The organism is Dyella sp. GSA-30, from assembly GCF_027924605.1.
Lineage (GTDB): Bacteria > Pseudomonadota > Gammaproteobacteria > Xanthomonadales > Rhodanobacteraceae > GSA-30.
Genome location: NZ_AP027042.1, coordinates 5,143,649 through 5,168,496 on the forward strand (window position 1 = coordinate 5,143,649; position 24,848 = coordinate 5,168,496).

At 62.8% G+C, this 24,848-nt stretch carries 22 protein-coding genes; 14 read left to right on the forward strand and 8 right to left on the reverse strand.

The features are described from left to right. The first annotated feature begins 113 nt into the window (after positions 1–113). The 8 genes from phnG (at position 114) to QMG46_RS22260 (ending at position 8,623) form a co-directional block, all read left to right on the forward strand. A complete protein-coding gene (gene phnG / locus QMG46_RS22225; RefSeq protein ID WP_281850083.1) occupies positions 114–560 on the forward strand; it encodes a phosphonate C-P lyase system protein PhnG in 447 nt (148 codons plus the stop codon). Then, positions 560–1,135: a phosphonate C-P lyase system protein PhnH gene (gene phnH / locus QMG46_RS22230; RefSeq protein WP_281850084.1), complete on the forward strand. Its 576-nt coding sequence runs from the start codon at positions 560–562 to the stop codon at positions 1,133–1,135. Before phnG ends, phnH begins: the two co-directional genes overlap by 1 nt. Further along, the gene (locus QMG46_RS22235; RefSeq protein ID WP_281850085.1) at positions 1,136–2,251 is read left to right on the forward strand and encodes a carbon-phosphorus lyase complex subunit; all 1,116 of its coding nucleotides are present in this window, start codon (positions 1,136–1,138) and stop codon (positions 2,249–2,251) included. Further along, positions 2,248–3,087, forward strand: a complete 840-nt coding sequence (locus QMG46_RS22240; RefSeq protein ID WP_281850086.1) for an alpha-D-ribose 1-methylphosphonate 5-phosphate C-P-lyase PhnJ — start codon at positions 2,248–2,250, stop codon at positions 3,085–3,087. Before QMG46_RS22235 ends, QMG46_RS22240 begins: the two co-directional genes overlap by 4 nt. After that, entirely contained in the window at positions 3,084–3,854 is a 771-nt protein-coding gene (gene phnK / locus QMG46_RS22245) for a phosphonate C-P lyase system protein PhnK (RefSeq protein ID WP_281850087.1), read from the forward strand. The genes QMG46_RS22240 and phnK overlap by 4 nt, the downstream gene beginning before the upstream one ends. Then, positions 3,851–4,555 (forward strand): phosphonate C-P lyase system protein PhnL, encoded by a 705-nt coding sequence (gene phnL, locus QMG46_RS22250; protein ID WP_281850088.1) that lies wholly within the window; start codon positions 3,851–3,853, stop codon positions 4,553–4,555. The genes phnK and phnL overlap by 4 nt, the downstream gene beginning before the upstream one ends. Positions 4,556–4,578: 23 nt before the next feature. After that, complete coding sequence (locus QMG46_RS22255; RefSeq protein ID WP_281850089.1) at positions 4,579–5,721, forward strand: alpha-D-ribose 1-methylphosphonate 5-triphosphate diphosphatase; 1,143 nt, start codon at positions 4,579–4,581, stop codon at positions 5,719–5,721. 649 nt (positions 5,722–6,370) lie between these two features. Further along, entirely contained in the window at positions 6,371–8,623 is a 2,253-nt protein-coding gene (locus tag QMG46_RS22260; RefSeq protein WP_281850090.1) for a TonB-dependent receptor, read from the forward strand. A gap of 50 nt (positions 8,624–8,673) precedes the next feature. Here the strand turns inward: QMG46_RS22260 and QMG46_RS22265 are convergent, their stop codons facing one another. After that, positions 8,674–9,462 (reverse strand): TorF family putative porin, encoded by a 789-nt coding sequence (locus QMG46_RS22265; RefSeq protein ID WP_281850091.1) that lies wholly within the window; start codon positions 9,460–9,462, stop codon positions 8,674–8,676. Further along, complete coding sequence (locus QMG46_RS22270; RefSeq protein ID WP_281850092.1) at positions 9,459–11,009, reverse strand: BCCT family transporter; 1,551 nt, start codon at positions 11,007–11,009, stop codon at positions 9,459–9,461. Before QMG46_RS22270 ends, QMG46_RS22265 begins: the two co-directional genes overlap by 4 nt. A 213-nt stretch (positions 11,010–11,222) precedes the next feature. Between QMG46_RS22270 and betI the strand changes: the two genes are divergently transcribed. The 4 genes from betI to QMG46_RS22290 all read left to right on the forward strand — a co-directional run bounded on the left by betI (position 11,223) and on the right by QMG46_RS22290 (position 15,515). Further along, the gene (gene betI, locus QMG46_RS22275; RefSeq protein ID WP_281850093.1) at positions 11,223–11,813 is read left to right on the forward strand and encodes a transcriptional regulator BetI; all 591 of its coding nucleotides are present in this window, start codon (positions 11,223–11,225) and stop codon (positions 11,811–11,813) included. A gap of 44 nt (positions 11,814–11,857) precedes the next feature. Continuing rightward, positions 11,858–13,330 carry a betaine-aldehyde dehydrogenase gene (gene betB, locus QMG46_RS22280; RefSeq protein ID WP_281850094.1) on the forward strand — a complete coding sequence of 491 codons (1,473 nt, stop codon included), beginning with the start codon at positions 11,858–11,860 and terminating at the stop codon, positions 13,328–13,330. A 72-nt stretch (positions 13,331–13,402) separates the two neighbouring features. After that, positions 13,403–15,100, forward strand: a complete 1,698-nt coding sequence (gene betA, locus QMG46_RS22285) for a choline dehydrogenase (RefSeq protein ID WP_281850095.1) — start codon at positions 13,403–13,405, stop codon at positions 15,098–15,100. Between the two features lie 154 nt (positions 15,101–15,254). Next, positions 15,255–15,515: a hypothetical protein gene (locus QMG46_RS22290; protein ID WP_281850096.1), complete on the forward strand. Its 261-nt coding sequence runs from the start codon at positions 15,255–15,257 to the stop codon at positions 15,513–15,515. Between the two features lie 257 nt (positions 15,516–15,772). Here the strand turns inward: QMG46_RS22290 and ybaL are convergent, their stop codons facing one another. From ybaL to QMG46_RS22305, 3 genes are all read right to left on the reverse strand, one after another. Then, entirely contained in the window at positions 15,773–17,455 is a 1,683-nt protein-coding gene (gene ybaL, locus QMG46_RS22295; RefSeq protein ID WP_281850097.1) for a cation:proton antiporter domain-containing protein, read from the reverse strand. A 158-nt stretch (positions 17,456–17,613) separates the two neighbouring features. Next, the gene (gene recQ / locus QMG46_RS22300; RefSeq protein WP_281852950.1) at positions 17,614–19,431 is read right to left on the reverse strand and encodes a DNA helicase RecQ; all 1,818 of its coding nucleotides are present in this window, start codon (positions 19,429–19,431) and stop codon (positions 17,614–17,616) included. 63 nt (positions 19,432–19,494) lie between these two features. Continuing rightward, positions 19,495–19,833: an MGMT family protein gene (locus QMG46_RS22305; protein WP_281850098.1), complete on the reverse strand. Its 339-nt coding sequence runs from the start codon at positions 19,831–19,833 to the stop codon at positions 19,495–19,497. Positions 19,834–19,950: 117 nt separating this feature from the next. On the opposite strand from QMG46_RS22305, the gene QMG46_RS22310 reads away from it, so the two are divergent. Next, a complete protein-coding gene (locus QMG46_RS22310; RefSeq protein WP_281850099.1) occupies positions 19,951–20,355 on the forward strand; it encodes a hypothetical protein in 405 nt (134 codons plus the stop codon). 269 nt (positions 20,356–20,624) lie between these two features. Here QMG46_RS22310 and QMG46_RS22315 read toward each other — a convergent pair whose 3' ends face one another. Beyond that, the gene (locus tag QMG46_RS22315; RefSeq protein ID WP_281850100.1) at positions 20,625–21,746 is read right to left on the reverse strand and encodes an inorganic phosphate transporter; all 1,122 of its coding nucleotides are present in this window, start codon (positions 21,744–21,746) and stop codon (positions 20,625–20,627) included. A gap of 56 nt (positions 21,747–21,802) precedes the next feature. Continuing rightward, a complete protein-coding gene (locus QMG46_RS22320; RefSeq protein ID WP_281850101.1) occupies positions 21,803–22,432 on the reverse strand; it encodes a DUF47 domain-containing protein in 630 nt (209 codons plus the stop codon). A 146-nt stretch (positions 22,433–22,578) separates the two neighbouring features. On the opposite strand from QMG46_RS22320, the gene QMG46_RS22325 reads away from it, so the two are divergent. Then, positions 22,579–23,910 carry a hemolysin family protein gene (locus QMG46_RS22325; RefSeq protein ID WP_281850102.1) on the forward strand — a complete coding sequence of 444 codons (1,332 nt, stop codon included), beginning with the start codon at positions 22,579–22,581 and terminating at the stop codon, positions 23,908–23,910. Between the two features lie 149 nt (positions 23,911–24,059). On the opposite strand, the gene QMG46_RS22330 is transcribed toward QMG46_RS22325, so the two are convergent. Continuing rightward, on the reverse strand, positions 24,060–24,827 hold the full coding sequence (locus QMG46_RS22330) for an RNA methyltransferase (protein ID WP_281850103.1): 768 nt from the start codon (positions 24,825–24,827) through the stop codon (positions 24,060–24,062). Positions 24,828–24,848 lie beyond the last annotated feature (21 nt).

Genomic DNA, 24,848 nt, shown 5'->3' on the forward strand with positions numbered 1-24,848 from the left:
TGTCTAGTCATCGTCATGGCAGCTGCACGCTCCGTTGCTTGAATGCTCAGGCCGGAGCCTGCGTTTCGGTCTGTCTAGATAACTAGACATTTGTTACAAGCCCGGGAACAGACATGTACACCCTCCCCCACATGGCTCGTGCGCAATGGATGTCCTTGCTCGCGCAAGCCCCGCTGACCGAGCTGGCCGACGCCATGCGCGGCCTGGAACAACCCGCCGACGCCACCTGGCTGCGACCGCCGCAAACCGGTCTGTACATGCTGCGCGGGCGCATCGGCGGCTCCGGCGCGCCGTTCAACCTGGGCGAAGTCAGCGTTACCCGCTGCAGCCTCCAGCTTGGCGACCGCATCGGCCATGCCTGGGTACGCGGCAGCGACCGCCGGCATGCCGAACTGGCCGCACTGGCCGACGCTCTGCTGCAAGATCCCGCTCGGCACGAACAGATCAGCAGCCAGGTGCTGGCGCCGCTACAGCAATCCCTGCAAGCGCGACGCGAGGACCAGAGCCGCAAGGCCGCCGCAAGCAAAGTCGAATTCTTTACCGTCGTGCGAGGCGAATGATGCTGGCTGCTTTTGAACATCCGGTTTTCGAGGCCCAGGCCACTTTTCGCGAGCTGCTGCAGGCCATGGCCCGTCCCGCCCAGCCGCGCACGCTGCCGGCGCTGCCGCCGTCTCCTCCACCGATAACACCGGCCGTCATGGCTGTGCTGCTGACCCTGTGCGATGCCGACGTCACGCTGTGGCTGCAGCAAGCCGACGCGCAGGCTCTGCACTACCTGCGCTTTCATACTGGCGTAAAGATCGTGCCCGATCACGCGCAGGCGGATTTCGCCCTGGTCACCGTGCCGGAGGCGATGCCTGCGCTGGACAGCTTCTCGCTGGGCGACCCGTATTACCCGGACCGCTCCACCAGCTTGATCGTGCAGGTCCCCGCCATGCATGCCGGCCAGGGTGATCGCTTCAGCGGCCCCGGCATCGAGCACGAACAGCGACTGGCGATCGAAGGGCTGCCGGCTTCGTTCTGGCAACAACGCGCCGCGCTGACATCGCGCTCGCCGCTGGGCCTGGATATGTATTTCGCCGATGCCACCCGGGTTGCCGCCTTGCCGCGCACCACTCATCGTCTGGAGAGTTGAATGTACGTAGCCGTCAAAGGTGGCGAACGCGCCATTGCGCGTTCGCTCGATCTGCTTGCCGAGGCGCGACGTGGCGACACCGCGCTTGCCGAGCTGGGCATTGCGCAGATTCGCGAGCAGTTGCGCCTGGGCGTCGCGCGGGTAATGCAGGAAGGCTCGCTGTACGACGAAGAACTTGCCGCTCTGGCGATCCGCCAGGCCGCGGGCGACATGCTGGAGGCGATCTTCCTGCTGCGCGCCTACCGCACCACGCTGCCACGCTTCGGCTACACGTTGCCGATGGATACAGCCGCCATGCGCGTGCAACGCCGCGTCTCGGGTACGTTCAAGGACGTCCCGGGTGGCCAGGTACTGGGGCCCACGTATGACTACACGCAGCGGCTGCTCGACTTTCAGGCCACGGGCGAGGTCTCGATAGAACGCGCGGACGAACCGCTGGCCGAACGCATGCCGCGCGTGCTCGACCTGCTCGACGCCGAAGCCCTGATCGAGCCGGTCGATGCGCAAGGCGACCCGCAACCGGTCGACCTCACCCGTGAGCCGCTGATGTTCCCCGCCGACCGTGCCACGCGTCTGCAGAACCTCGCACGTGGTGACGAAGGCTTCCTGCTTGGCATGGCCTACTCCACCCAACGAGGCTACGCCGAGAGCCACCCGTTTGCCGGCGAGATACGGATGGGCGAAGTCGATGTGATCATCTGCCCGGAAGAACTCGGCTTCGATATCGAGATCGGCAGCATCGTGCTGACCGAATGCCAGATGATCAATCAGTTCCAGGGCGGCAACGGCCTGCCGCCGCAATTCACGCGCGGCTATGGGCTGAGCATGGGCGAAGGCGAACGCAAGGCGATGTCGATGGCCCTGGTCGATCGCGCGCTGCGCTGCGACGAACTGGGCGAAAGCGAGCAAGCCCCGGCGCAGAACCAGGAGTTCGTGCTGTCGCATTCGGACAACGTAGAGGCGTCCGGTTTCGTGCAACACCTGAAGCTGCCGCACTACGTCGATTTCCAGGCCGAACTGTCGCTGCTGCGCACATTGAGCGAACAACACACCCGACAGACAACCAACGTGCCCGAACCGAAAACCGTGCGAGAACCGGCGGAGGCCGCATCATGAGCCACGATTACAACTTCGCCTTTCTCGACGAAAACACCAAGCGCATGCTGCGTCGCGCGCTGCTCAAGGCCGTGGCCATTCCCGGTTACCAGGTACCGTTCGGCAGCCGTGAAATGCCATTGCCCTATGGCTGGGGCACCGGCGGCATCCAGGTCACCGCCGCCCTGCTCGGCCCCGATGACGTGCTCAAGGTGATCGACCAGGGGGCGGACGACACCACCAACGCGGTCAATATCCGGAAGTTTTTTTCCCGCGTGGCCGGCGTGGCCACCACCGAACGCACCGGCGAGGCCACGGTGATCCAGACCCGCCATCGCATTCCTGAAACACCGCTGCGGGAAGATCAGATCCTGGTGTTCCAGGTCCCCGAGCCCGAACCGCTGCGTACGCTGGAGCCGCGTGAATCCGAAACCCGCACGATGCACGCCCTGGCCGACTACGGATTGATACACGTGAAGTTGTACGAAGACATTGCCCAGTACGGCCATATCGCCACCAGTTACGATTACCCGGTGCTGGTCAACGGACGGTTCCTGACCTCGCCCTCGCCGATCCCCAAATTCGACAATCCAAAACTCGACCGCGCGCCCGCGTTGATGCTGTTCGGCGCCGGACGCGAAAAACGCCTGTACGCCATCCCGCCATATACCCGCGTGGAAAGCCTGGCGTTCGATGACCACCCTTTCGAAGTGCAGCGCTGGAAAGAACGTTGCGCCCTGTGTGGCTCGGGCGAGAGTTATCTCGATGAAGTGGTCACCGACGACCGCGGCACGCGCATGTTCGTCTGCTCCGATACCGACTATTGCGGCCAACGCCGCACGGAGGCGGCGGCATGAGCGCATTGCTTGAAGTACGCAACCTGAGCCGTCACTACGGCGACCGCATCGGCTGCGAGCAGATCGATTTCGATGTACACCCCGGCGAACTGCTATGCATTGTCGGCGAGTCCGGATCGGGTAAGTCGACCTTGCTCAACACCGTCGCAGGCCAGCTCGCACCCACGATGGGCAGCATGCGCTATCGACAGCGCGATGGCGGTTGGCTCGACCTGCATGATCTGAGCGAGGCCGATCGGCGGCGCCTGTCGCGCGAGGAATGGGGTTTCGTCACGCAGAATCCGCGCGATGGCCTGCGACTCAATGTCAGCGCCGGCGCGAATGTCGCCGAGCGCTTGATGGCACTGGGCTCGCGCCACTATGGCCAATTGCGCGACACCGCCATGCAGTGGCTGGAGCGCGTAGAGATCGATCCTGCGCGTATCGACGATGCGCCGAGCAGCTTCTCCGGCGGCATGCAGCAGCGCTTGCAGATCGCCCGCACGCTCGTAACGCAGCCGCGCCTGGTATTCATGGATGAACCGACTGCCGGGCTGGATGTGTCGGTGCAGGCACGCATTCTCGACCTGTTGCGCCGTCTGGTCGGCGAGCTCGGACTGGCCGCCGTCATGGTGACGCACGATCTGGCCGTGGCGCGCCTGCTTGCCGCCCGCACGATGGTGATGCAGCGTGGCCGCGTGGTGGAAACCGGCCTGACCGACCAGATCCTCGACGACCCGCAACACCCCTATACGCAACTGCTCGTTTCATCGGTGCTGACTACATGACCCCTTCGTATCCACTGCTCGAACTGCGCAGCCTGGGCAAACACTTCGAGCTGCATCATCAGCACGATACACATATCAACGTGCTCGAAGACCTCGACCTGCAGCTTTTCCCCGGCGAATGCGTAGTACTGGCCGGACCCTCCGGTGCCGGCAAAAGCACCCTGCTGCGGGTGATCTATGCCAACTACCGCATCTCCAGTGGTGCGCTGTTCATTCGCCATGACGGCGAACTGCTGGACATGGCCACCGCCTCACCACAGCAGATCATCGATGTGCGCCGACGATCGCTGGGCTATGTGAGCCAGTTCCTGCGTGTCATCCCGCGCGTACCGGCGCTGGACATCGTTGCCGAGCCACTGATCGAAAGCGGTTGCGATATCGCCCAGGCACGACAGCAAGCCGGCGCATTGCTGCATCGGCTCAACGTGCCCGAGCGGCTGTGGCAGCTGCCACCGGGAACCTTCTCCGGCGGCGAGCAGCAGCGGGTAAACATCGCACGGGGGCTGATCGTGCCGCGTCCGATCCTCTTGCTCGACGAACCCACCGCCTCGCTCGACGCCGCCAATCGCCATGTCGTCGCCAGATTGCTGGAGGAAGCTCGCGCGAAGGGCGCGGCCATCCTCGGCATCTTTCACGACGAGGACATGCGCGACCGCGTTGCCACCCGACTGTTTTCCATGCGCCCGCTCGAAGCGGCCTGACCTATTTCTTGCCGATCATCATGATGAATGACCTGATTCTTACCAACGCCCATATCGTGCTCGACGACAGCGTGATACGCGGCACGCTGCATATCCGCGACGGCCGCATCGCGCATGTCGACACCAGCCAGACTCAGACTGCCGGTGCTATCGACTGCGAAGGCGACTACCTGATCCCCGGCTTGATCGAACTGCATACCGACAACCTCGAAAAACACCTGATGCCACGTGCCGGCGTTATCTGGCCGTCTTTGCCCGCAGTGCTCACGCACGACGCGCAGGTCGTCGCCGCCGGCATCACTACCGTATTCGATGCGCTTTCGGTCGGCGACCTCGAAGAAGAAAGCGTGCGCATCGAAACGTTGCGCAGCACCTATGACGCCATCCTCGATGGTCAGCGCAGCGGCGCCTTGCGCGCCGACCACTGGATACACCTGCGTTGCGAACTTGCGTACCCACGTCTGCTCGAAGCGCTGGAGCCTCTACTCGATCACGATAGCGTGCGCCTGATGTCGCTGATGGATCATACCCCCGGCCAGCGCCAGTACCGCGACATCCAGCAGTACCGCAAGTACTACAGCAAGCACCACGCGAGCTGGACCGAAGAGCAATTTGCCGATGTGGTGGAGCGGCGCCTGCAGCAACAGCAGACCTATAGCGACAAGCACGAGCGTGCGGTGCTCGATCTGTTGAGCGACAGGCAGGTGATACTGGCCAGCCACGACGACACCGAACTGGCCCACGTGGAGCATGCCCACGGTATCGGCATCACCATTTGCGAATTTCCTACGACTGCCGAAGCCGCCACGGCAGCGCATCAGCGCGGCATGAGCACGGTCATGGGCGCACCCAATGTCGTACGCGGCGGCTCGCATTCGGGCAATGTCGCCGCACTGGATCTGGCCAGACTGGATCGCCTGGACATGCTCTCATCTGACTACGTCCCTGCCAGCCTCTTGCACGGTGCGTTCATGCTGCACAGCGAGGCGGGCTGGTCGATGCCGCGTGCCATCGCCACCGTTACCGCCAATCCTGCACGCGCATTGGAACTATCCGATCGCGGCGCGCTTGCAGAAGGCCTGCGTGGTGATGTGGTTCGCATGAAGGTGATAAACGACTTGCCGATCATTCGGCAGGTATGGGTTGAAGGCGTGCGCGGTTTCTAACTCCACCAAGAGCCCCCTAACCCCAACCCTCTCCCCCGGCAAAGCCAGGGGAGAGGGAACGCGCAATACCGAGGCACCCTCAGTCAGCCCCCTTCCTGGTTTCGCCGAGGAGGCGGAACGCTTTAAGTCCTCACCGCCACGACGCCTCGCGCACAAATCCAGCGCACCTCAGAAGCGCCAGAAGTGTCCCCTGACGATTCGGGTAGGCGGTCCGAACGGTTTTATCTCTCAATGCTGCTCAGAGCTCTTGATCCACAGGCCATTTCTCTTGGGTTACTTTCTCTTTGGGCCAGCAAAGAGAAAGTGACTCGCTCGCCGGCAGGCGAGTGAAACGCCCGCTGCGTAAGCGGCCAGATCGCGAAAGCACACAGGCAAGAACCAAACACTGACGCGACTGGGTTCCGGCCGACGCCGGAATGACGAAATAGAGAAGTTTCGGGAATGAATGAAGCCGGCGTTCACTCAGAAAACATCCTCACCCCCAACAAAACCCATCTAGACAACTAGCCACCCCTGTCGCCTCCGCGCCCAACGCCCGCAACGCCCCCTAAACCATCATGCAACCCGCACTCGTTGAAATGGGTGCCATCCCGTGCCGCGCCGCCAAGCCGACGCGCACATGACATCTCACCACTCCAGGGTCTGCCCCATGACGTTGTCCCGTACGCCTATCTGCCTGGCGCTGCTGCTGGCTTTTCCGCTGCTTGCCCACGCTACCGATGACGCACCCGCCACCGCCGCGGCCACTACCGATAGCGCAAAAACACTGGACACGATTTCCGTCGTCGGCCAGAACGCAACGCGCCAGGTACAACAGCTCGACAAAGCCCAGATCGACCAACAGACGCCGGGCACCAGCCCGATCCAGATGCTTGCAAAAATGCCGGGCGTGCATTTCGTATCCGACGATCCGTTCGGCACCGACGAATGGTCTTCGCGCATCAGCCTGCGTGGCTTCAACCATACCCAGCTCGGCTACACGCTCGATGGCATCCCGCTCGGCAATACCGACTATCACACCGGCGACGGCCTCAGCGTGACACGTGCATGGATCGGCGAGAACCTTGGCGAAATCGAACTCTCGCAAGGTGCCGGTGCGCTCAGCACCGCCTCGACCAGCAATCTTGGCGGTACGGTGCAGGTGCATACCGACGACCCCAGCAAACAGGCCGGCGTGCGCTTGAATGCCACGGGCGGTTCGTACGGCTTTCGACGCGGTTATCTGCGTGCGGACACCGGTGACCTCAATGGCTTCAGCGGCTATGTCGCGGGCATGTATGTCGACGCACCAAAGTGGAAAGGCGACGACGAGCAGCGCCAGCGGCAATTCAATGCCAAGGCTCAGTACGAGTGGAATGGCGGCCGCATTACCGGCATCGCCGATGTGGTGCGTCGCGTTGAACAGGCCTATCTGGACCTGTCGCTCGATTCGCTCAAGCGTTGCGGCTACAACTTCGACTACATCGCACCCGACTGGCAGCAAGCGGTCAATATCGCCAACGGTAAATACAGCGGCTGCGTGAAATCAGCCGACGATACCTATTTCAACGGCAACGGCATCCGCAACGACGAGATCGGCTCGATCAAGGGCGAGTTCTTTCTCAACGACCGCCTGACCTTGAATGTGCAGCCGTACTACCACCATGACCTTGGCCAGGGTCACTGGTATTCGCCAGCCTCCGACCTGCCCTATACACCGGCACCGGGCGACGCGCCGATCGCACTGCGTCTCTCGCACTACCTGATGACTCGCGGCGGCGCAGTCAACTCGCTCAGCTACGATCTCGATCAGCATCATATCGAGGGTGGCTTCTGGTTCGAAAACAGTCATTACACGATCGCTCGCAGCTTCGAGCCGATTCCGGCCGATGGTGGCCCGATCAACCAGAACATCATCTACGACACCTACTACAACACGATCTTCCGCCAGCGTTTCGAAACCTTGACGCGCCAGTGGTATCTGCAGGATACCTGGACGGGTCTCGATGACGCGTTACGCATCGAGGCCGGCTTCAAGGGTCATAACGTGAGCACCAATGCGATCGCGCTGCTGCCGGGCCGGGCCAGCGGCGCACTGACCGCGAAGAGCAACTTCCTGCCGCAGATCGGCGCCAACTACAAGCTGGGTGGCGGCTGGGAAACATTCGCATCGTTTTCGATGAATCAGAACGCGTACGAACCGGGTGCCAACGGTGCATGGTCGTCCGATCAGGCAACCTTCGACGCATTGAAAAATCACCTGCGTCCGGAACGTTCGGCCAATAGCGAATTGGGCGCGCGATATATCGGCGACACGATCCAGTCCTCGCTGGCCTTGTACAACATCGATTTCAAGAACCGCCTGCTGGTGATCGTGCCTTGCGCCGGCGTGGTCAGCTGCCCCAACCAGATCGCCAATGTCGGCAAGGTCAATTCGCGCGGCGCCGAACTCACCTTTCTGTGGCAGGCCACGCAGAACCTGAGCTGGTTCAACTCGGCCACTTACAACGATGCCAAGTACAAGGACAACTATCTCGATGGCGGCCAGCTGATCGACACCAAGGGCAAGACCGTCGTCGATTCGCCCAAGGAAATGTTCGCCAGCGAGCTGCAATACCAGTTCGGTGAGTTCCACGCCACGCTCGGCACCAAGTACACCGGCGCCCGCTACTACACCTACGTCAACGACCAACGCATCGCCGGTTACTGGTTGTGGGACACGGGCCTGTCGTGGGAGCGCAAGAACCTTAGCTTTGCCAAGCGCCTGAAGGTGTCGCTGACGGTGAGCAACCTGCTCAACAAGAAATATATCGCCACGATCGACAGCAATGGTTTTACCACCAGTGACCCGAACGGCACCTTCCAGAGCTTGCTGGTCGGCGCACCCCGCCAGGGTTTTCTGACCGTGGATATGTCGTTCTAAACCAAGTGTGGGTTTTCCGAGGGAGCGGCCTTAAGCGCTCCCTCGGCTTTTTAGAACGTGCGACCGACGGTGAGTATCCAGGTGCCGGCGATCGGATAGGACGTACGGATGCGGCCTTGCGCGTCGGGCACGCCGGTGGTGTAGTCGCGAAACACACCGGCGCTGTTCCAGCCGCGCGAGTAGCTGGCCGTCACGTCGAAACCGGCGAATGCCCGCGATACGCCGATGCTGGCATCGGTCCAGCTGTACGAGCTGAAGTGATTCACCCGTTGCCAGCCGTAGTGCAGCGCCAGCGCGTAGCCGTGACCGAGATCGAAGTGACGACCTGCGCTCAGATAGCCCGAGCCACGTGAATGCGAACGCTGGCCCAAGCCCAGCGTCTGGCTGTTGTAGCCAAAGAAATCGCGCGTCACCGTGAGCGAGTAATCCAGCGACCAATCGTGCCAGTCGATGCCCAGTACCACCTCACCGTAGTTCATGCTGGTTCGTGTCGCGCTGACTTCGGCACCCGGGTAGCGGTAGTAATACAAGCCCGCCTTGTAATGGAGATCGCCATAGCTGGCGGCATAACCGCCATAGAGATCCCACTCCACATGACCGCCCTCCACGAAGTACGGGCTCACCGTGGACGCCCAGGTACCGGCGAACCAGCCACTGGGCGACGCGTAGTCGATGCCGCCTTGCAACGCCGGCTGACCCCAGCTTTGCCGAAAGCCACGCGATACGTACTGCGATGCCACAGCGACGTTGCCGCTCCATGCGGAGGGCGCGACCTCCTGGGCATGCGCTTGCGGCGCAAGGGCGAGCCCAAGCGCGACGCCGACCACGGCCCATCTCATGGGTTGATCTGTACGCGGCTGTGTTCTTCGTGCAGTGCCTTTTGCAAGCCGCGCATATACAGCAGCACGACGAACGAGAACGGCAGGCCGCACAACACCACCGCCGTCTGCATCGCATCGAAATTGCCGGCGCTGTACAGCAGGCCGATCGTCACCACGGTGGTCGCCGCCGCCCAGAACACGCGCAGCCAGATCGGCGCATCGTCTTCGCCGTCGCCGCCCTTGGTGCAAAGCGAGGCGATCATCAAGGTGCCCGAATCGACCGGCGTCAGGAACAGCACAAAACCGATCAGCACCGTCACCGCAGCGACGAATCGCGTCGCAGGCAGATACGTCAACAACTGGAACAACGTATCGGGCGGATCGTTCTTCGCCGCCTCGGCCAGTACGGTCGCGCCATGATTGAAGACCAGCTCGATCGCTGTGTTGCCGAAGATCGATAGCCACGCGAGCGTGAAACCGAGCGGAATCAGCAGCACGCCGACGACCAGCTCGCGAATGGTGCGGCCTCGCGAAATACGCGCGATAAACATGCCTACAAACGGCGCCCAGGCGATCCACCAGACCCAGTAGAACAGGGTCCAGCGCCCCAGCCAGTCGCGCGCGTGGCTGTAAATGTAGAGATCGAAGCTATTGCCCGCCACCGAGGTGAGGTAGTCGCCCACGTTCTGCACCAGGCCATCGAGCAGGTGCAGCGTCGGCCCAAAGACGAAGACGAACAGCAGCAAGGCGCAAAGCAGTCGGACATTGAGATTGGACAGAAAGGCGATGCCCTTCTCCACGCCGGTAACCGCCGCGATCGTCGCCACGATCATCATCACCACGACCAGCATGACCAGCGTGGTCGGTGTCTGCGGGATCGAGGGAAACAGGAAGTGCAGGCCGGACTGCAGGATCAATGCGCCGATGCCCAGATTGGTCACCATCGAGACCAATGTCGCGAGAATGCCGAAACCATCGACGAGATGACCGATCGGCCCGTGGATCCGCTCGCCGAACAAGGCGTGCAAGGGCGAACGGAGTGCCAGCGGCAGGCCGCGACGAAAAGCGAAGTAGCCCAGCGCGATCGCCATCAATGCATATAGCGCCCAGCCATGCAGGCCCCAATGCAGGAAGGTGATTTCCATCGCCTTGCGTGCTGCTTCGGTCGTGCCGCCTGCGCCTTCGGGCGGTGCAAGAAAATGATCGAGCGGCTCGTACGCGCCGTAATAGAGCAGCGCGATGCCGATGCCCGACGAAAACAGCATCGAAGTCCACGCGGCATAGCTGAAGCTGGGGCGTTCGTCGTCCCGGCCGAGCCGCACGTGGCCATAACGCGAGGCGGCCAGCCAGAACACGAAGATCATGGCGGCAACCATCACCACCATGTAGTACCAGCCGAACGCGCCGGAAACCCATTCCTGGGCGGCGGCAAGCCACTGCATGCTGGCTTGCGGGTAAAGCACGGTCAGGCCGGCAAGCAAAAGAATCACCGCCGCCGAGCAGAAAAAGACCGGCGGGTTGAGCCGCACCCGAGAGTGCACGGCGGGGGTATGGGGCTGGTCCATGGCGACAGCTTCCAGGGGAAAGGAGCGCATCCGGTCGCTTCGGGGATCAGGCCAGGGCGGGGAAACCCAGGCGCAGAGCGGAATCCGGACACGGTGGCGAAGTCTATCGTTTTATAATTGAACGTTCAATCAAAATAAACTATGCTGTTCCGACCCAAGCCAGGGCGAAGCGGTCCCAGCCTTGGCTCCTCCCCATGACGCGAGGCCGTGACGATGCCCAAGCTCGGCATGCAACCGATCCGGCGCGAGCAATTGATTCGCGCTACTTTCGAGACGATCGAACAGGTCGGGCTTGCCGATGCGACGATCGCGCAGATCGCGTCGCAGGCGGGCCTGTCGACCGGCATCGTCAGTCACTACTTCGGCGACAAGGACGGCCTGCTCAACGCGGCGATGCGTCATGTGCTGCGGCAGCTGCGCGACGCGGTAGCCGAATGCCGCACTCACGCCGGCAGCGACCCTCGTGCGCAGTTGCACGCGATCATCGACGGCAATTTTCATGAGACCCAGGTCAGCAGCACCGCCATGCGCGTATGGCTGACCTTCTGGTCGGCCAGCATGCATCACGCCGGGCTGCGCCGCCTGCAACGCGCCAACGACAAGCGCCTGTACTCCAACCTTACCTATCAGTTCCGCCGCGTCCTGCCGGCGGAACAGGCACGCGCGGCCGCCCTCGGCCTCGCCGCGATGATCGATGGCTTGTGGCTGCGCGGCAGCCTCGCCGGCGGCGAGTTCGACGATGCGCAAGCGCGCCGCCTGGCCTACGACTATCTCGACCACCACTTGCCGCCGGATGTCTCCTGAAGTCTCAAGGACGCACCGACGGCCGTACGTATGGAAGCACCATCATGGCTAAGTTCGACCTTCAAAAACTCTATGTTCACGGTGCGCTGGTCGATGCGACCAGTGGCGAAACCTTCAAGACGATCAACCCCGCCAACGGCGAGATTCTTGCCGAAGTGCAGATCGCATCGCAGGCCGACGTCGAGCGCGCGGTCGAAAGCGCCGAAGCCGGCCAGCGCGAATGGTCGGCCATGACGGCGATGCAGCGCTCGCGCATCCTGCGCCGGGCAGTCGAGCTCCTGCGTGCGCGCAACGAAGAACTGGCGCTGCTGGAAACCTTTGACACCGGCAAGTCGTTCTCGGAAACCTCGACCGTCGACATCGTCACCGGCGCCGACGTGCTGGAGTACTACGCCGGCCTCGCTCCCGCCATCGAAGGCGAGCAGGTGCCGCTGCGCGAGTCGAGCTTCTTCTATACCCGCCGCGAACCGCTCGGTGTCGTCGCCGGTATCGGCGCCTGGAATTACCCGATCCAGATCGCCTTGTGGAAATCCGCGCCGGCACTGGCCGCGGGCAACGCCATGTTGTTCAAGCCCAGCGAAGTCACTCCGCTGACTGCGATCAAGCTGGCCGAGATCTACACCCAGGCCGGCGTCCCGAACGGCGTGTTCAATGTGCTCAACGGCCAGGGCCGCAACGTCGGCCAGTGGCTCACCGATCATCCGCGCATCGAAAAGATTTCCTTCACCGGCGGCGTCGCTACCGGCAAGAAGGTGATGGCCAATGCGGCGATGTCGTCGTTGAAGGAAGTGACGATGGAGCTGGGTGGCAAGTCGCCGTTGATCGTATTCGACGATGCTGATGTCGCACGCGCGGCCGACATTGCCGTGATGGCGAATTTCTTCAGCTCCGGCCAGGTCTGCACCAATGGCACCCGCGTGTTCGTGCACAACACGATCAAGCCGGCGTTCGAAGCGGCCGTGGTCGAGCGCGTCAAGCGCATCCGCCTGGGCGACCCGGTGCAGCCGGAAACCAATTTCGGCCCGATGGCCAGCTTCCCGCACATGGAAAAAGTCCTGTCATTGATCGAATCGGGCAAGAGCGAAGGTGCGCGACTGCTGATCGGCGGCCGACGCGAAACCGCTGGCGAGTTCGCCAAGGGTGCCTACGTGCAGCCGACGGTGTTTACCGATTGCCGCGACGACATGACCATCGTGCGCGAAGAGATCTTCGGGCCAGTGATGAGCATCCTGGGTTTCGACGACGAAGCGGAAGTCATCGCGCGCGCCAACGACACCTACTTCGGCCTGGCCGCCGGCGTGGTCACGCCCGACCTGTCGCGCGCACATCGCGTCATTCATCAGCTTCAGGCCGGCATCTGCTGGATCAATACCTGGGGCGAATCGCCGGCGGAAATGCCTGTCGGCGGCTACAAGCAATCGGGCGTCGGCCGCGAAAACGGCATCAGCACGCTCGCTCACTACACGCGTATCAAATCGGTGCAGGTCGAACTCGGCGCATTCGCGTCGGTGTTCTAAGTCTCGACCTTGAAGCCAAGGGCCGGCCGCATCCCCACGGCCGCGCCCGCCTTTTCCCTGGAGTTCTCCCTTATGTCCTCGTCCACGTTCAAGGAATACGACTACATCATCATTGGTGCAGGCTCGGCCGGTAATGTGCTGGCCACCCGTTTGACCGAAGATGCCGGCGTCAGCGTGCTGCTGCTCGAAGCCGGCGGCCCGGATTATCGACTCGACTTTCGCACGCAGATGCCTGCCGCGCTGGCCTATCCGCTGCAGGGCCGCCGCTATAACTGGGCGTATCTGACCGATCCCGAGCCGCATATGAACAATCGTCGGATGGAATGCGGACGCGGCAAGGGCCTGGGTGGTTCGTCGTTGATCAACGGCATGTGCTACATCCGCGGCAATGCGATGGACTACGACCACTGGGCCAAGCGTCCCGGCCTGGAAAACTGGACCTACGCGGACTGCCTGCCCTACTTCAAGAAGGCCGAAAACCGTGACATCGGCGCCAACGACTACCACGGTGCCGGCGGCCCGGTGAGCGTGACTACGCCCAAGGCCGGCAACAACGTGCTGTATCACGCGATGGTCGAGGCCGGTGTGCAAGCGGGTTATCCGCGCACGGACGACTTGAACGGCTACCAACAGGAAGGCTTCGGCCCGATGGATCGCACGGTGACACCGCAGGGCCGCCGCGCCAGCACCGCACGTGGTTACCTGGACCAGGCGCGTTCGCGCTCGAATCTCACCATCGTTACGCACGCCGTGACCGATCGCATCCTGTTCTCCGGCAAGCGTGCCATCGGCGTGGCTTGGCTGCACCGCGGCGAGCAGAAGATGGAGGCGCGTGCGCGCCGTGAAGTCTTGCTGTGCGGTGGCGCGATCGCCTCGCCGCAGATACTGCAGCGCTCCGGTGTCGGTCCCGCCGACCTGCTGCGCAGCCTCGACATCCCGGTCGTGCACCACCTGCCGGGTGTGGGCGCCAATCTGCAGGACCACCTGGAAATGTATCTGCAGTACGAGTGCAAACAGCCGGTGTCGATCGCGCCTGCGCTCAAGCTGCATAACCAGGCGAAGATCGGTGCGGAGTGGTTGTTCTTCGGCACTGGCCTGGGTGCCAGCAACGAGTTCGAAGCTGGGGGCTTTATTCGCTCGGAAGAAGAATTCGAGTGGCCGAATCTGCAGTATCACTTCCTGCCGATCGCGGTGAACTACAACGGCTCCAACCCGATCAAGGTACACAGCTTCCAGGCGCACGTCGGCTCGATGCGTTCGCCCAGCCGCGGCCGCATTCATGTGCGCTCGCGCGATCCGAACGAACATCCGAGCATTCTGTTCAACTACATGTCGCACGAACAGGATTGGCGCGAATTCCGCTCGGCCATCCGCATCACCCGCGACATCTTCCGCCAGAAGGCCATGCAGCCCTACACCGGCCGTGAAATCTCGCCCGGCGCCGACCTGACTACCGATGCAGAACTCGACGCCTTTGTGCGTGCGCACGCGGAAACGGCCTATCACCCGTCGTGCTCCAACCAGATGGGCGACACCGACATGTGCGTTGTCGACGGCCAGGGGCGCGTACATGGCCTGCAAGGTCTGCGCATCGTCGATGCTTCGATCATGCCGCAGGTGATTACCGGCAATCTGAATGCACCGACCATCATGATCGCCGAAAAGATGGCCGATGCGATTCGTGGACGTCCTGCGCTTGCACGTTCCAAGGCGGCTTATTACAAAGCCAACGGCGCACCGCTACGCCGCACCGAAGCTGTACCGGCATAAATGGCTGGATGGAACTATGGGCCTCGATTTTGGTCGAGGCCCATATTTTCTTAACAGCCTGAACCGCGAAATTAAAACGTCACCCTCTGCTGACAAATTAGTCACACGCGATGCGTAAAGTACGCCGGCCCCCAAAGCCAAAGACGTACCCGCTGTGCTGGCTCAATATATTTATCCCGCAAAAACCGGATTGTTCCGCATCGTGCAACACGGTCGCCGCTGGCGCAGTCTGTGCGACGAACAAGAAATCGGCCGTCACGATTCGCTGGACGCTGCGCTTGCATCGTTGCGCAACGATTGGCCACAGGCCCGTCTTCCGCAGGACATCGCCGCGTGGCGCCACCTGCCTGCGCTGGCGCTGACTCACTCGCGACCCGCCGATGAACCGGTGATGCGCTGGCAGCTCGCTGGTTGAAGGGTTCCTCGACGAATTCCTGTCTTGTAGGAACGACTTCAGGGAACCTCGAAAACCTTTCCTATTCGTCATCCCGGCGCAGGCCGGGATCCACTCCTCAGCGCAGATGCTTGCCACACGCTACCTGACAAGCGACAACTGAGGAATGGATCCCGGCCTGCGCCGGGATGACTATAAAAACTGAGGCTGTTCGAGGCTCCCCTCGGTCGCGGCTGAAACTGCTCCTACAGAGAATAGTCGGCGCTTCGGTAACGCCATTACGCCATGACAGGCTGCGGTTCAGGCCCCGAAGGCGCTTCGAGCTGGCTGACCATGACCCGCGCAAGTTCGCGTTCCATCAGCAGCACCACATTGGCACCTTGCGCGTCCAGATGCTCGAAACATTCCTGCGAATCGGCACGCGCGATGATGCGCAGCTCCGGATTCAACGTGCGCGCCGCACGCACCACCTCACCGCTTTCGAACGCATCGGGCAAGGTCACCAGCAGCGCACGTGCGTGGCCGAGATTGGCCGCATCCAGCACATCGTCGTGCGAAGCGTTGCCGGGAATCGTTTCGATGCCACTGGCATTGAGCAATTCGAGCCGGTCTTCGCCCTCTTCCAACACCAATAGAGGTTGGCCGCTGGCCCGGATCTTGTCGCCGAGCAACTGGCCCAACCGCCCATAGCCGGCAATCACCACATGCCCGGTCTGAGTGGTCTTGTGCCATACCACGGCCGCCTTTTCGGGAATCGCATCAGCCATGGCTGCATCACGCGCGTCCATGCGGCGGTCCAGCCACTTGAACAGGAAGGGATTGATCAGGATCGAAAGGATGGCCGCGGCCAGCAGCACGTCCTGCGCCTCGCGCGAGACCATGTTCTGCGTCACGCCCATGCCAATCAAGATAAACGAGAACTCGCCGATCTGCGCCAGACTGACGGCAATCGTCAACGCCGTACGCAACGGCCGCTTGAACGCCAGCACGATACCGAGCGCGGCGGCCGACTTGCCGATGACGATAATGCCCAATGCTGCCAGCACTACAAACGGATGCTCGATCAACACGTGGTAATTGAACAGCATGCCGATCGATACGAAAAACAACACGGCGAACGCGTCGCGCAAGGGCAATGTCTCTTCGGCCGCGTCGTGCGCCAGCTTGGATTCGCCCATCATCATGCCGGCGAAGAACGCGCCCAGCTCGAACGACACGCCGAACAGCCCTGCCGCACCGAACGCCACGCCGAGCGCGATCGCCAGCACGGCAAGACGAAACAGCTCCCGCGAGCCCGTGCGCGATACCGCCGCGAGCATCCAAGGAATCAGCCGCTTGCCGACCACCAGCATCAGCACGATAAACAGCGCGACCTTGCCCAGGGTGATGCCGACGGTTTCGAGCAGCGCGAGTATCGACGGGGATGCCTGCCCATCGCCCGATGCCGCGCCGATGGCCGGCAGCAGCACCAGCGCAAGCACCATGGCGAGGTCTTCGACGATCAACCAACCGACCGCCAGCCGGCCGCGCTCGGTGTCCATGAGGTGCCGCTCTTCCAGTGCACGCAGCAGCACCACGGTACTGGCCACCGATAGCGCCAGACCGAACACGAAGCCCTGCGCGAACGGCCAGTCCAGGGCCCAGCCAAGCGCCATGCCGAGCACGGTCGCCACGGCCATCTGGCCGAGCGCACCGGGGATGGCGATGCCTTTTACGGCCAGCAGGTCTTTCAGGGAAAAATGCAGGCCGACTCCGAACATCAGCAGCACCACGCCCAGCTCGGCCAACTGGTGCGCCAGGGCACCATCGGCGACAAACCCCGGGGTGAAGGGGCCGGCCACTACACCGGCAAACAAATAGCCGGCCAGGACCGGCAGCTTCAGCCGATGTGCGATCGCGGCAAAGATAAACGCCAGCACGATGCCACCGACCAGGGTCAAAATCAGCGGGGCGTCATGCATGGCGTCGGTCCTTAAGGGGTGGGCGCTAAGTGCAAAGCCGACAGCGACATCATCCTGTGCCGGCTTGAGTTACATCACTTAGTGTTTTAAGGCCGAACACCTTCAGATACAAGCGTCAGGCTGAAGCGCGAATTCAGATTGATGCCCGTACGCCGCAACTATTCGGCCTCGGCGTTGATCACGGCGAGAAAATCCTTGCCGTAGCGTTTCAATTTCGCCTCGCCCACGCCGCTGACCGATGCCAGCTCCTCTTCGTTCGAAGGCAGCGCACGCAGCATGCCGAGCAAGGTCGCGTCGTGGAAGATCACATAAGCCGGCACGCCGTGCTGCTTGGCCAACTGTGCACGCAGGGCACGCAACGCATCCCACATCGGCTGCTCGTAGGCTTCGATCCCAAGGCTGCCACCGGTCACCAACTTGCTGTCGGCGCGACGGCGCGAACGGCGCTCGGGCCGCATATCCTCTCGCAGCAGCACACGCTGGTTGCCGACCAGTACGTCTCGGCTGGTCTTGGTCAGACGCAGGGTGCCATAGCCTTCCGCGTCGGCCTCCAGCAGGCCCGCGGCCAGCAGCTGACGCAACACCGAACCCCATTGCTTGGCATCCATGTCGGCACCAATCCCAAACGTGCTCAGGCGATCGTGACCCAGCTGGGACATCCGTGCATTGTCCACGCCGCGCAGAATGTCGATGACATGGCCGGAGCCATAACGCTGTCCGCTACGATAAACGCACGACAGGGCTTTTTGCGCAGGCACCGTGGCGTCCCAGGTCTTGGGCGGTTCACGGCAGTTATCGCAATTGCCGCATGGGCCTTGATAGGTTTCGCCGAACGCGCCCAGCAACAGTTCGCGGCGGCAGTGCGTGGCTTCCGCATAGGCCAACAGCGATTCGAGCTTCTGACGCTCGACGCGCTTGCGTTCGTCGGCCGACTCGGACTGCGCGATCATCTGACTCATCGTCACGACATCGGACAGACCGTAGATCATCCACGCTTCGGCCGGCAGGCCATCGCGCCCGCCACGTCCGGTCTCCTGGTAATAACCTTCCATGCTGCGCGGCAGATCGAGATGCGCGACGAAGCGTACGTCGGGCTTGTCAATGCCCATGCCGAACGCCACCGTCGCCACCATCACCACGCCGTCTTCGCGCAAAAAGCGCTGCTGATGCGCCGCACGTGTCGGCGCATCGAGACCGGCGTGATAGGGCAACGCGGCGATGCCCTCGGAGGCTAACCACTCAGCGGTTTCATCCACTTTGCGCCGGCTGAGCGCGTAGACGATGCCGGCTTCCCCGCGATGACCTTCGAGAAAATCCAGCAGTTGTCGCTTGGCGTTATCGCGCAGCGCGACCTTGTAGCGGATATTGGGTCGATCGAAGCTCGAAATAAATTGACGCGCATTCTGCAGCGCAAGGCGTTCGACGATCTCTTCGCGCGTGCGTGGATCGGCAGTGGCGGTGAGCGCAATGCGCGGCACCTCGGGAAACCGCTGATGCAGCACCGCCAGCTCGCGATACTCCGGACGAAAGTCGTGTCCCCATTGCGATACGCAATGCGCTTCGTCGATCGCAAACAATGCGACTTCCGTACGTTCAAGCTGGCTCAGGAAACGCTGGGTCAGCAGGCGCTCGGGCGCGACATACAGCAGGTTCAGTTCGCCCGTCAGCAGACGGCGCTCGACCTCGCGCTGGTCCTCCGCGCTCAGGCTGGAATTGAGGTAGGCCGCCGCGACACCCGCTTCGCGCAAAGCGTCGACCTGATCCTGCATCAAGGCGATCAAGGGCGACACGACGATGCCGGTGCCTTGACGCAACATGGCAGGGATCTGATAGCACAGCGACTTGCCGCCGCCGGTCGGCATCAGCACCAGGGCGTCGCCGCCTTCGGCTACCTGATCGACGATAGCCTGTTGCTGATCGCGAAAATGCGCGTAACCGAAAACGCTTTGAAGAATGTCCAGAGGTGAGGCGTGCATCGTGTCCATGCTAACAAATCGATTCGGGCGGCCTGTCCGACATGCCGTCGGCACAGCGCAAGATCAATCCACCATCCCCCATAGGGCTCGGTCGACATCCGCATCCAGGCCAAAGCGCGACAAGGGCACGCGCCCATTCTTGACCTCCACACCTTCCGCACGCAGCAGGCGGCTCTGCTCGCGGAAACCGCGACTACCCGGCGGGAACGCGATCTGGCCACTGGAGCGCAGCACGCGGAACCAGGGCAGCACCATGCCGTCGGGCACCTCGCCCAGCAGCTTGCCGACCAGCCGGGCACGCCCTGGCAGGCCGGCCCGTTGGGCGATGGCGCCATAGCTGGCCACCCGCCCGGGGGGAATTGCGGCGATCGCGGCAAAGACGCGGGCATGAGCTTCGTTCATAGCCGCACATCGTAACCCTAACCATTCCAAAGCGAACTCGTGGCACAGTTCGCATGTTGTCGCAGCCGCCGGGGCTCGCGTCAGCTCAGATTCCCGCAAGTTTCAGGATGTCACACCATGCGCCACTTCGAAGCCGTACGCTCGCACATCGGCAGCCAGCATCAGTTGCAACATAACGACCCCTATTTGATCAGCTTCGACCTCACCCTGCCGCAGGATCGCCACCAGGGCATCTATCTGGCCGAGCTCGAGGACGAATCGGGACGCCGCTTTCTGCGCATATCCACCCCGATCGGCCCGCTCGCCGGCGCCGATGCGCGCCGCTGCCTGCGTTTCAACTGGGAACAGCGCACCGGCTTTCTGGCCGTCACCGACCTGGACGGCTCGCCGTTTCTGCACCTGTGCGAGAACCGCCCCTACGATCTGCTCAATGCCGCCGAGTTGAAGCGGGTGATCGAGGAATTGGGGGATTTGGGGGATCAGTTGGAGCAGTTGGTCGCGACCGGGGGCGACGACCTCTGAGGTCTTTGCAGGAGTGACTTCAGTCGGCCTCGAAAAGCCCTTCCTACTCGTCATTCCGGCGTAGGCCGGAACCCAGTGGCTTTGCAATCGGTTATCGCAGAGAGTCTGCAAAACTCGGCTCTACCGCGAAAGCTGAAAACTGATGCCACTGGGTCCCGGCCTGCGCCGGGATGACGACAATCAGTACTGAGGTTATTCGAGGTTCCCTTCAGTCGTGACCTGCCGTGACGTAACCGCGGGTCGCGACTGAAGTCGCTCCTACAAACTAGCTACTGGGTGAAGAGCTGAGAGGCCCGCACCAGCCCGTAAGCCAGCAACGCCGTCACCGGCAGCGTGAGGATCCACGCCCATACCATCCGCTCCACGATCGACCAGCGGATCGCGTTCCAGCGCTTGGCGGCGCCCACGCCCATGATCGACGCGGACACGTTATGCGTAGTCGACACCGGAATGCCCAGCACCGAAGCGGTCAGGATCACCGCCGCCGAGCTGCCTTCGGCCGCAAAACCGTTGATCGGATGCAGCTTGACCATCTTGTGGCCAAGCGTCTTGATGATGCGCCAGCCGCCACCGGCGGTACCGGCCGCCATGGTCAGCGCGCAAACCACCTTGACCCAGATCGGCACGACAAAGCCACCGTGCGAGTCGCCCTGGATGCGCAGGAAATCCAGCCAGACCGGCAGATGATCGAACTGCCCGGCCGCAGTGGCCCCGGCCAGGGCGAGCGCGATGATGCCCATGCTCTTCTGCGCATCGTTCATGCCGTGCGCCAGACCCATCGCACTGGCCGACAGGATCTGCGCCTTGCCAAAAAAGCCGTTGACGAAGGGCGTGCGGCCGAAGCGATGCAGAAACCCCTTCTGGCTGGAGAACCAGCCCAGCAAGGCGTAAAGCGCCCCCATCAACAGAAACCCCATGACGAAGCCAAGGAACGGCGACACCACCATCGGTACGATCACCTTGGGGATCACGCCCTTGCCCGCCCACCAGTGCGCGCCACCCTGAAACCAGATCACCGCGTTGAAGTTATTCGCCGAGGCGGCCACGGCCGCGCCCACCAGCGAACCGACCAGGGCGTGGCTGGAACTGGATGGCAGACCCAGCCACCAGGTGAACAGGTTCCAGATCGTCGCACCGAGCAGCGCGCAGATCAGCAACTGCGGACCGACGTCGATGATGCCGGTATCGATCAGACCCGAGGCGATCGTCACCGCCACCGCGGTGCCCCACAACGCACCGATCAGATTGGTGATGGCCGCCATCAGTACCGCTTGCCCCGGCGTCATCACCTTGGTCGCCACCACGGTGGCGATGGAGTTGGCGGTATCGTGAAAACCGTTGATATACGTGAAAGCGAGCGCGATCAGCACCACGATGAGAACCAGGCTCATGCGCTAACTCCAGCAAGCTGGCATCGACAATCGGCGAAAAGCATCGGTCGGCGCCTTCAGGAGTTTTTCAACACGATCGAGTAAACGATGTTGCCGACATCGCGGCACTTGTCGATCGCTTTCTCCAGCAGCTCGAACAGATCCTTGGCCAACATCGCGCGCATCGCATCGTTGCCTTCCACGTACAGCGTGCGATACGGCGACAGCAGCATGCGGTCGCCCTCGGCTTCGAGTGTCTGCAAGCGGTCCTGCAGCTTCTTGACCGGATCGATGCGTAAACCGCGACGCAGCTCGCCGATCATCTCCTCGACCACAGCGGCGGAACGCTCCAGCACCAGCGAGCGCGGCGCGAAGTCGATGTCGGCAAGGCGGTCGCCGACGATGTCGTAGCGCTCGGCAAACTTCTCGATGGTCTTGGGAATCTTGTACAGCGCCGAGTTGAGCGCCTCGATATCCTCGCGATCCAGCGCGGTGACAAAGGTATTGACCAGCTCTTCGCTGATCTGCGCGGCCAGTGCCTTTTCCCGGGCCCGGCTGGCCGCGAAGGCGGTCATGACCGGAGCATGGTCCTTGCGCGACACCAGGTCGTGCAGTGCCCTGGCGCTCTCCCGGGCCGCCTCGGCGCTCTGTTCGAGCAGGCCATAGAACTTGTCGCCTTTGCCGAAAATGGTTTGCAGTGAAAACATGTTGCACGGTCCGGGGAGAGGGTAAATATGTCCAATATGTTACAGGACCGCGCCCCGGGGCCGCATCCCGACGCCCTTCCGGCCCTTGAGCCTGCGCCCGCTGCCTTTACACTTATCCCCATGTCTCCGAAACCACAGCCGCCGCGATGCTGACCGAAATCGCGCTAGTCATCGTCCTCGCGCTGTGCAACGGCTTTTTCGCCCTCTCCGAAATGGCGCTGGTGGCCTCGCGCAAGAGCCGTCTTAAGCAGATGGCCAAGACCAGCCGCCGCGCGCGGATAGCCCTGCGCCACGCCGAGGCACCGGAATACTTCCTTTCCACGGTGCAGGTCGGCATCACCCTGGTCATGCTGGTCACCGGTGCGGTGGCCGGCGACGCCCTGGGCGGGCATATCGCCGATGCGCTCCACGGCGGCCGGGCCGCCTGGCTGGAGCCCTACGCCCGCATCATCGGGGTGGTGCTCAGCTTCGTGCTGATTTCCTTTATCCAGATCGTGATCGGCGAACTGGTGCCCAAGCGCCTGGCGCTGGCCTCGCCCGAGCGCGCCTCCGGCTATGTCGCCATGCCGATGCTGGTGCTCTCGCGCATAACCGCCCCCTTCGTCTGGCTGCTTAACGCCTCCAGCAACCTGCTGCTGCGGCTGCTCGGCATCAACCGCATCAGCCGTGAGGCGGCCACGGAAGAGGAAATTCGCCTGCTGGTGGCCGAAAGCGCCGAGCAGGGCGTACTCGACCGCGACGAGCACAACATGGTCAACCGGGTCCTGCGCCTGGGCGACCGCAGCGTCGACAGCGTCATGACTCCGCGCATGCGCATCGCCTGGCTGGATATCAACGCACCGGCGGCCGAGAACGACGAAGTACTGCGCGATACGCCTTATTCGCGCTACCCGGTCTATCGCGGCGACGAAAGCGATGTCGTGGGCGTGGTCGAAGTGAAAAACCTGCTGCGCAATTACCGCGGCGGCCACCCGGACATGTTTGCCAAGATGGCCAAGCCGCTGTTCGTGCCGGCGACGGCGCGTGCGCTGGATCTGCTCGAAGAGTTTCGCGACGCCGAGACGCCGATGGCGCTGGTGGTCGACGAATACGGCGATATCGAAGGCCTGGTAACGCTGAACGACCTGCTCGCTGCCGTGGTGGGCGCTACCCAGCTCGGCCACGGCCATGGCCACAAGAACGAAGAAAACTCGCCCATCGTCGAGCGAGGCGATGGCAGCTGGCTGATCGACGGCTCGCTGTCCAGCGACGACCTGCGCGAACTATTGGGCCTGGATAATCTGCCGGGCGAGGAAGAACACGAATACCGCACCGCCGCCGGCATGGTGATGGCGGCACTGGGCCATATCCCGCAGACCGGCGAGGTGTTCGCCTGGCAGGGCATCCGGTTCGAGGTGATCGACCTGGATGGGGCGCGTATCGACAAGCTGTTGGTCACGCCGCCGTCGCGCAATGGCCCCGCCGAAGACGAGCAGTAGGGCGGGGAGTGAGTGGAGAGGAGTGAGAGTTAGAGCGTTGCTCGCTTCGCTCGCCTGCGCTTCTAAAACCAGCGCACTATCATCGCCCACAATGAATGCGCCGCTCTGCTCCAACGAGAGCCGCAGACACAACTCTCACTCCTCTCCACTCACTCCTCGCTCTTGCCCCGCGCCAGCCTCGCCATGCGCTGCGCATCCGCAAAAATCCCATGCAACATGCGCAGCTCGCGCTCATCCATCTGCGCGCGCTGAAACAGCTTGCGCAAACGCAGCATGATCGTCGTCGGTGCACGGCCTTTGTGGAAGTCGATATCGTCCAGCGTCTGCAGCAGGTGCTCGTAGAAGCGTTCCATCTGTGCCGCGTCGGCCAGCGGCTCGGCGTCCTCGCGCGGCGGCGGTGCCTGCGGTGCGTCGCCCAATTGCGCCATGCGCACTTCGTACGCCATGACCTGGACGGCCTGCGCCAGATTCAACGAGCTGAAATCGTCGACGCTGGGGATACGTACCATGGCGTGGCAGCGGGCCAGCTCCTCGTTCTCCAGGCCGGTGCGTTCGTTGCCGAATACCAGCGCCACCTGCTCGCCGCGCGCAACTGCGGCCAAGGCCTGGCTGGCAGCTTCGCGGGGGGAGATTTCCGGCAGGTTCACACCGCGGCGGCGGGCCGATAGACCCAGCGCCAGGCTGCAGCCCGCCAGACCATCGACCAGTTCGTCGTGCACCCCGGCGCTGCCAAGCACGTCGTCCGCGCCAGCGGCGAGCGCCGAGGCCTCGGCATGGGGAAACCGGGAGGGGGCGACCAGCTCCATTCGCGAAAAGCCCATGGTTCGCATGGCTCGGGCCGCACTGCCGATATTGCCTGGGTGCGAGGTGCGGACGAGGACGAAGCGAAGGAGATCGGCGGAAATGACGGCTGACATGGCTGCGGAGACAGGGCTGGG

Excerpts from the sequence above, each read along its gene's own strand:
- phnG (WP_281850083.1), top strand. The coding sequence starts at position 114 with ATGTACACCCTCCCCCACATGGCTCGTGCGCAATGGATGTCCTTGCTC.
- phnH (WP_281850084.1), top strand. The coding sequence starts at position 560 with ATGCTGGCTGCTTTTGAACATCCGGTTTTCGAGGCCCAGGCCACTTTT.
- QMG46_RS22235 (WP_281850085.1), top strand. The coding sequence starts at position 1,136 with ATGTACGTAGCCGTCAAAGGTGGCGAACGCGCCATTGCGCGTTCGCTC.
- QMG46_RS22240 (WP_281850086.1), top strand. The coding sequence starts at position 2,248 with ATGAGCCACGATTACAACTTCGCCTTTCTCGACGAAAACACCAAGCGC.
- phnK (WP_281850087.1), top strand. The coding sequence starts at position 3,084 with ATGAGCGCATTGCTTGAAGTACGCAACCTGAGCCGTCACTACGGCGAC.
- phnL (WP_281850088.1), top strand. The coding sequence starts at position 3,851 with ATGACCCCTTCGTATCCACTGCTCGAACTGCGCAGCCTGGGCAAACAC.
- QMG46_RS22255 (WP_281850089.1), top strand. The coding sequence starts at position 4,579 with ATGAATGACCTGATTCTTACCAACGCCCATATCGTGCTCGACGACAGC.
- QMG46_RS22260 (WP_281850090.1), top strand. The coding sequence starts at position 6,371 with ATGACGTTGTCCCGTACGCCTATCTGCCTGGCGCTGCTGCTGGCTTTT.
- QMG46_RS22265 (WP_281850091.1), bottom strand. The coding sequence starts at position 9,462 with ATGAGATGGGCCGTGGTCGGCGTCGCGCTTGGGCTCGCCCTTGCGCCG.
- QMG46_RS22270 (WP_281850092.1), bottom strand. The coding sequence starts at position 11,009 with ATGGACCAGCCCCATACCCCCGCCGTGCACTCTCGGGTGCGGCTCAAC.
- betI (WP_281850093.1), top strand. The coding sequence starts at position 11,223 with ATGCCCAAGCTCGGCATGCAACCGATCCGGCGCGAGCAATTGATTCGC.
- betB (WP_281850094.1), top strand. The coding sequence starts at position 11,858 with ATGGCTAAGTTCGACCTTCAAAAACTCTATGTTCACGGTGCGCTGGTC.
- betA (WP_281850095.1), top strand. The coding sequence starts at position 13,403 with ATGTCCTCGTCCACGTTCAAGGAATACGACTACATCATCATTGGTGCA.
- ybaL (WP_281850097.1), bottom strand. The coding sequence starts at position 17,455 with ATGCATGACGCCCCGCTGATTTTGACCCTGGTCGGTGGCATCGTGCTG.
- recQ (WP_281852950.1), bottom strand. The coding sequence starts at position 19,431 with ATGCACGCCTCACCTCTGGACATTCTTCAAAGCGTTTTCGGTTACGCG.
- QMG46_RS22305 (WP_281850098.1), bottom strand. The coding sequence starts at position 19,833 with ATGAACGAAGCTCATGCCCGCGTCTTTGCCGCGATCGCCGCAATTCCC.
- QMG46_RS22310 (WP_281850099.1), top strand. The coding sequence starts at position 19,951 with ATGCGCCACTTCGAAGCCGTACGCTCGCACATCGGCAGCCAGCATCAG.
- QMG46_RS22315 (WP_281850100.1), bottom strand. The coding sequence starts at position 21,746 with ATGAGCCTGGTTCTCATCGTGGTGCTGATCGCGCTCGCTTTCACGTAT.
- QMG46_RS22320 (WP_281850101.1), bottom strand. The coding sequence starts at position 22,432 with ATGTTTTCACTGCAAACCATTTTCGGCAAAGGCGACAAGTTCTATGGC.
- QMG46_RS22325 (WP_281850102.1), top strand. The coding sequence starts at position 22,579 with ATGCTGACCGAAATCGCGCTAGTCATCGTCCTCGCGCTGTGCAACGGC.
- QMG46_RS22330 (WP_281850103.1), bottom strand. The coding sequence starts at position 24,827 with ATGTCAGCCGTCATTTCCGCCGATCTCCTTCGCTTCGTCCTCGTCCGC.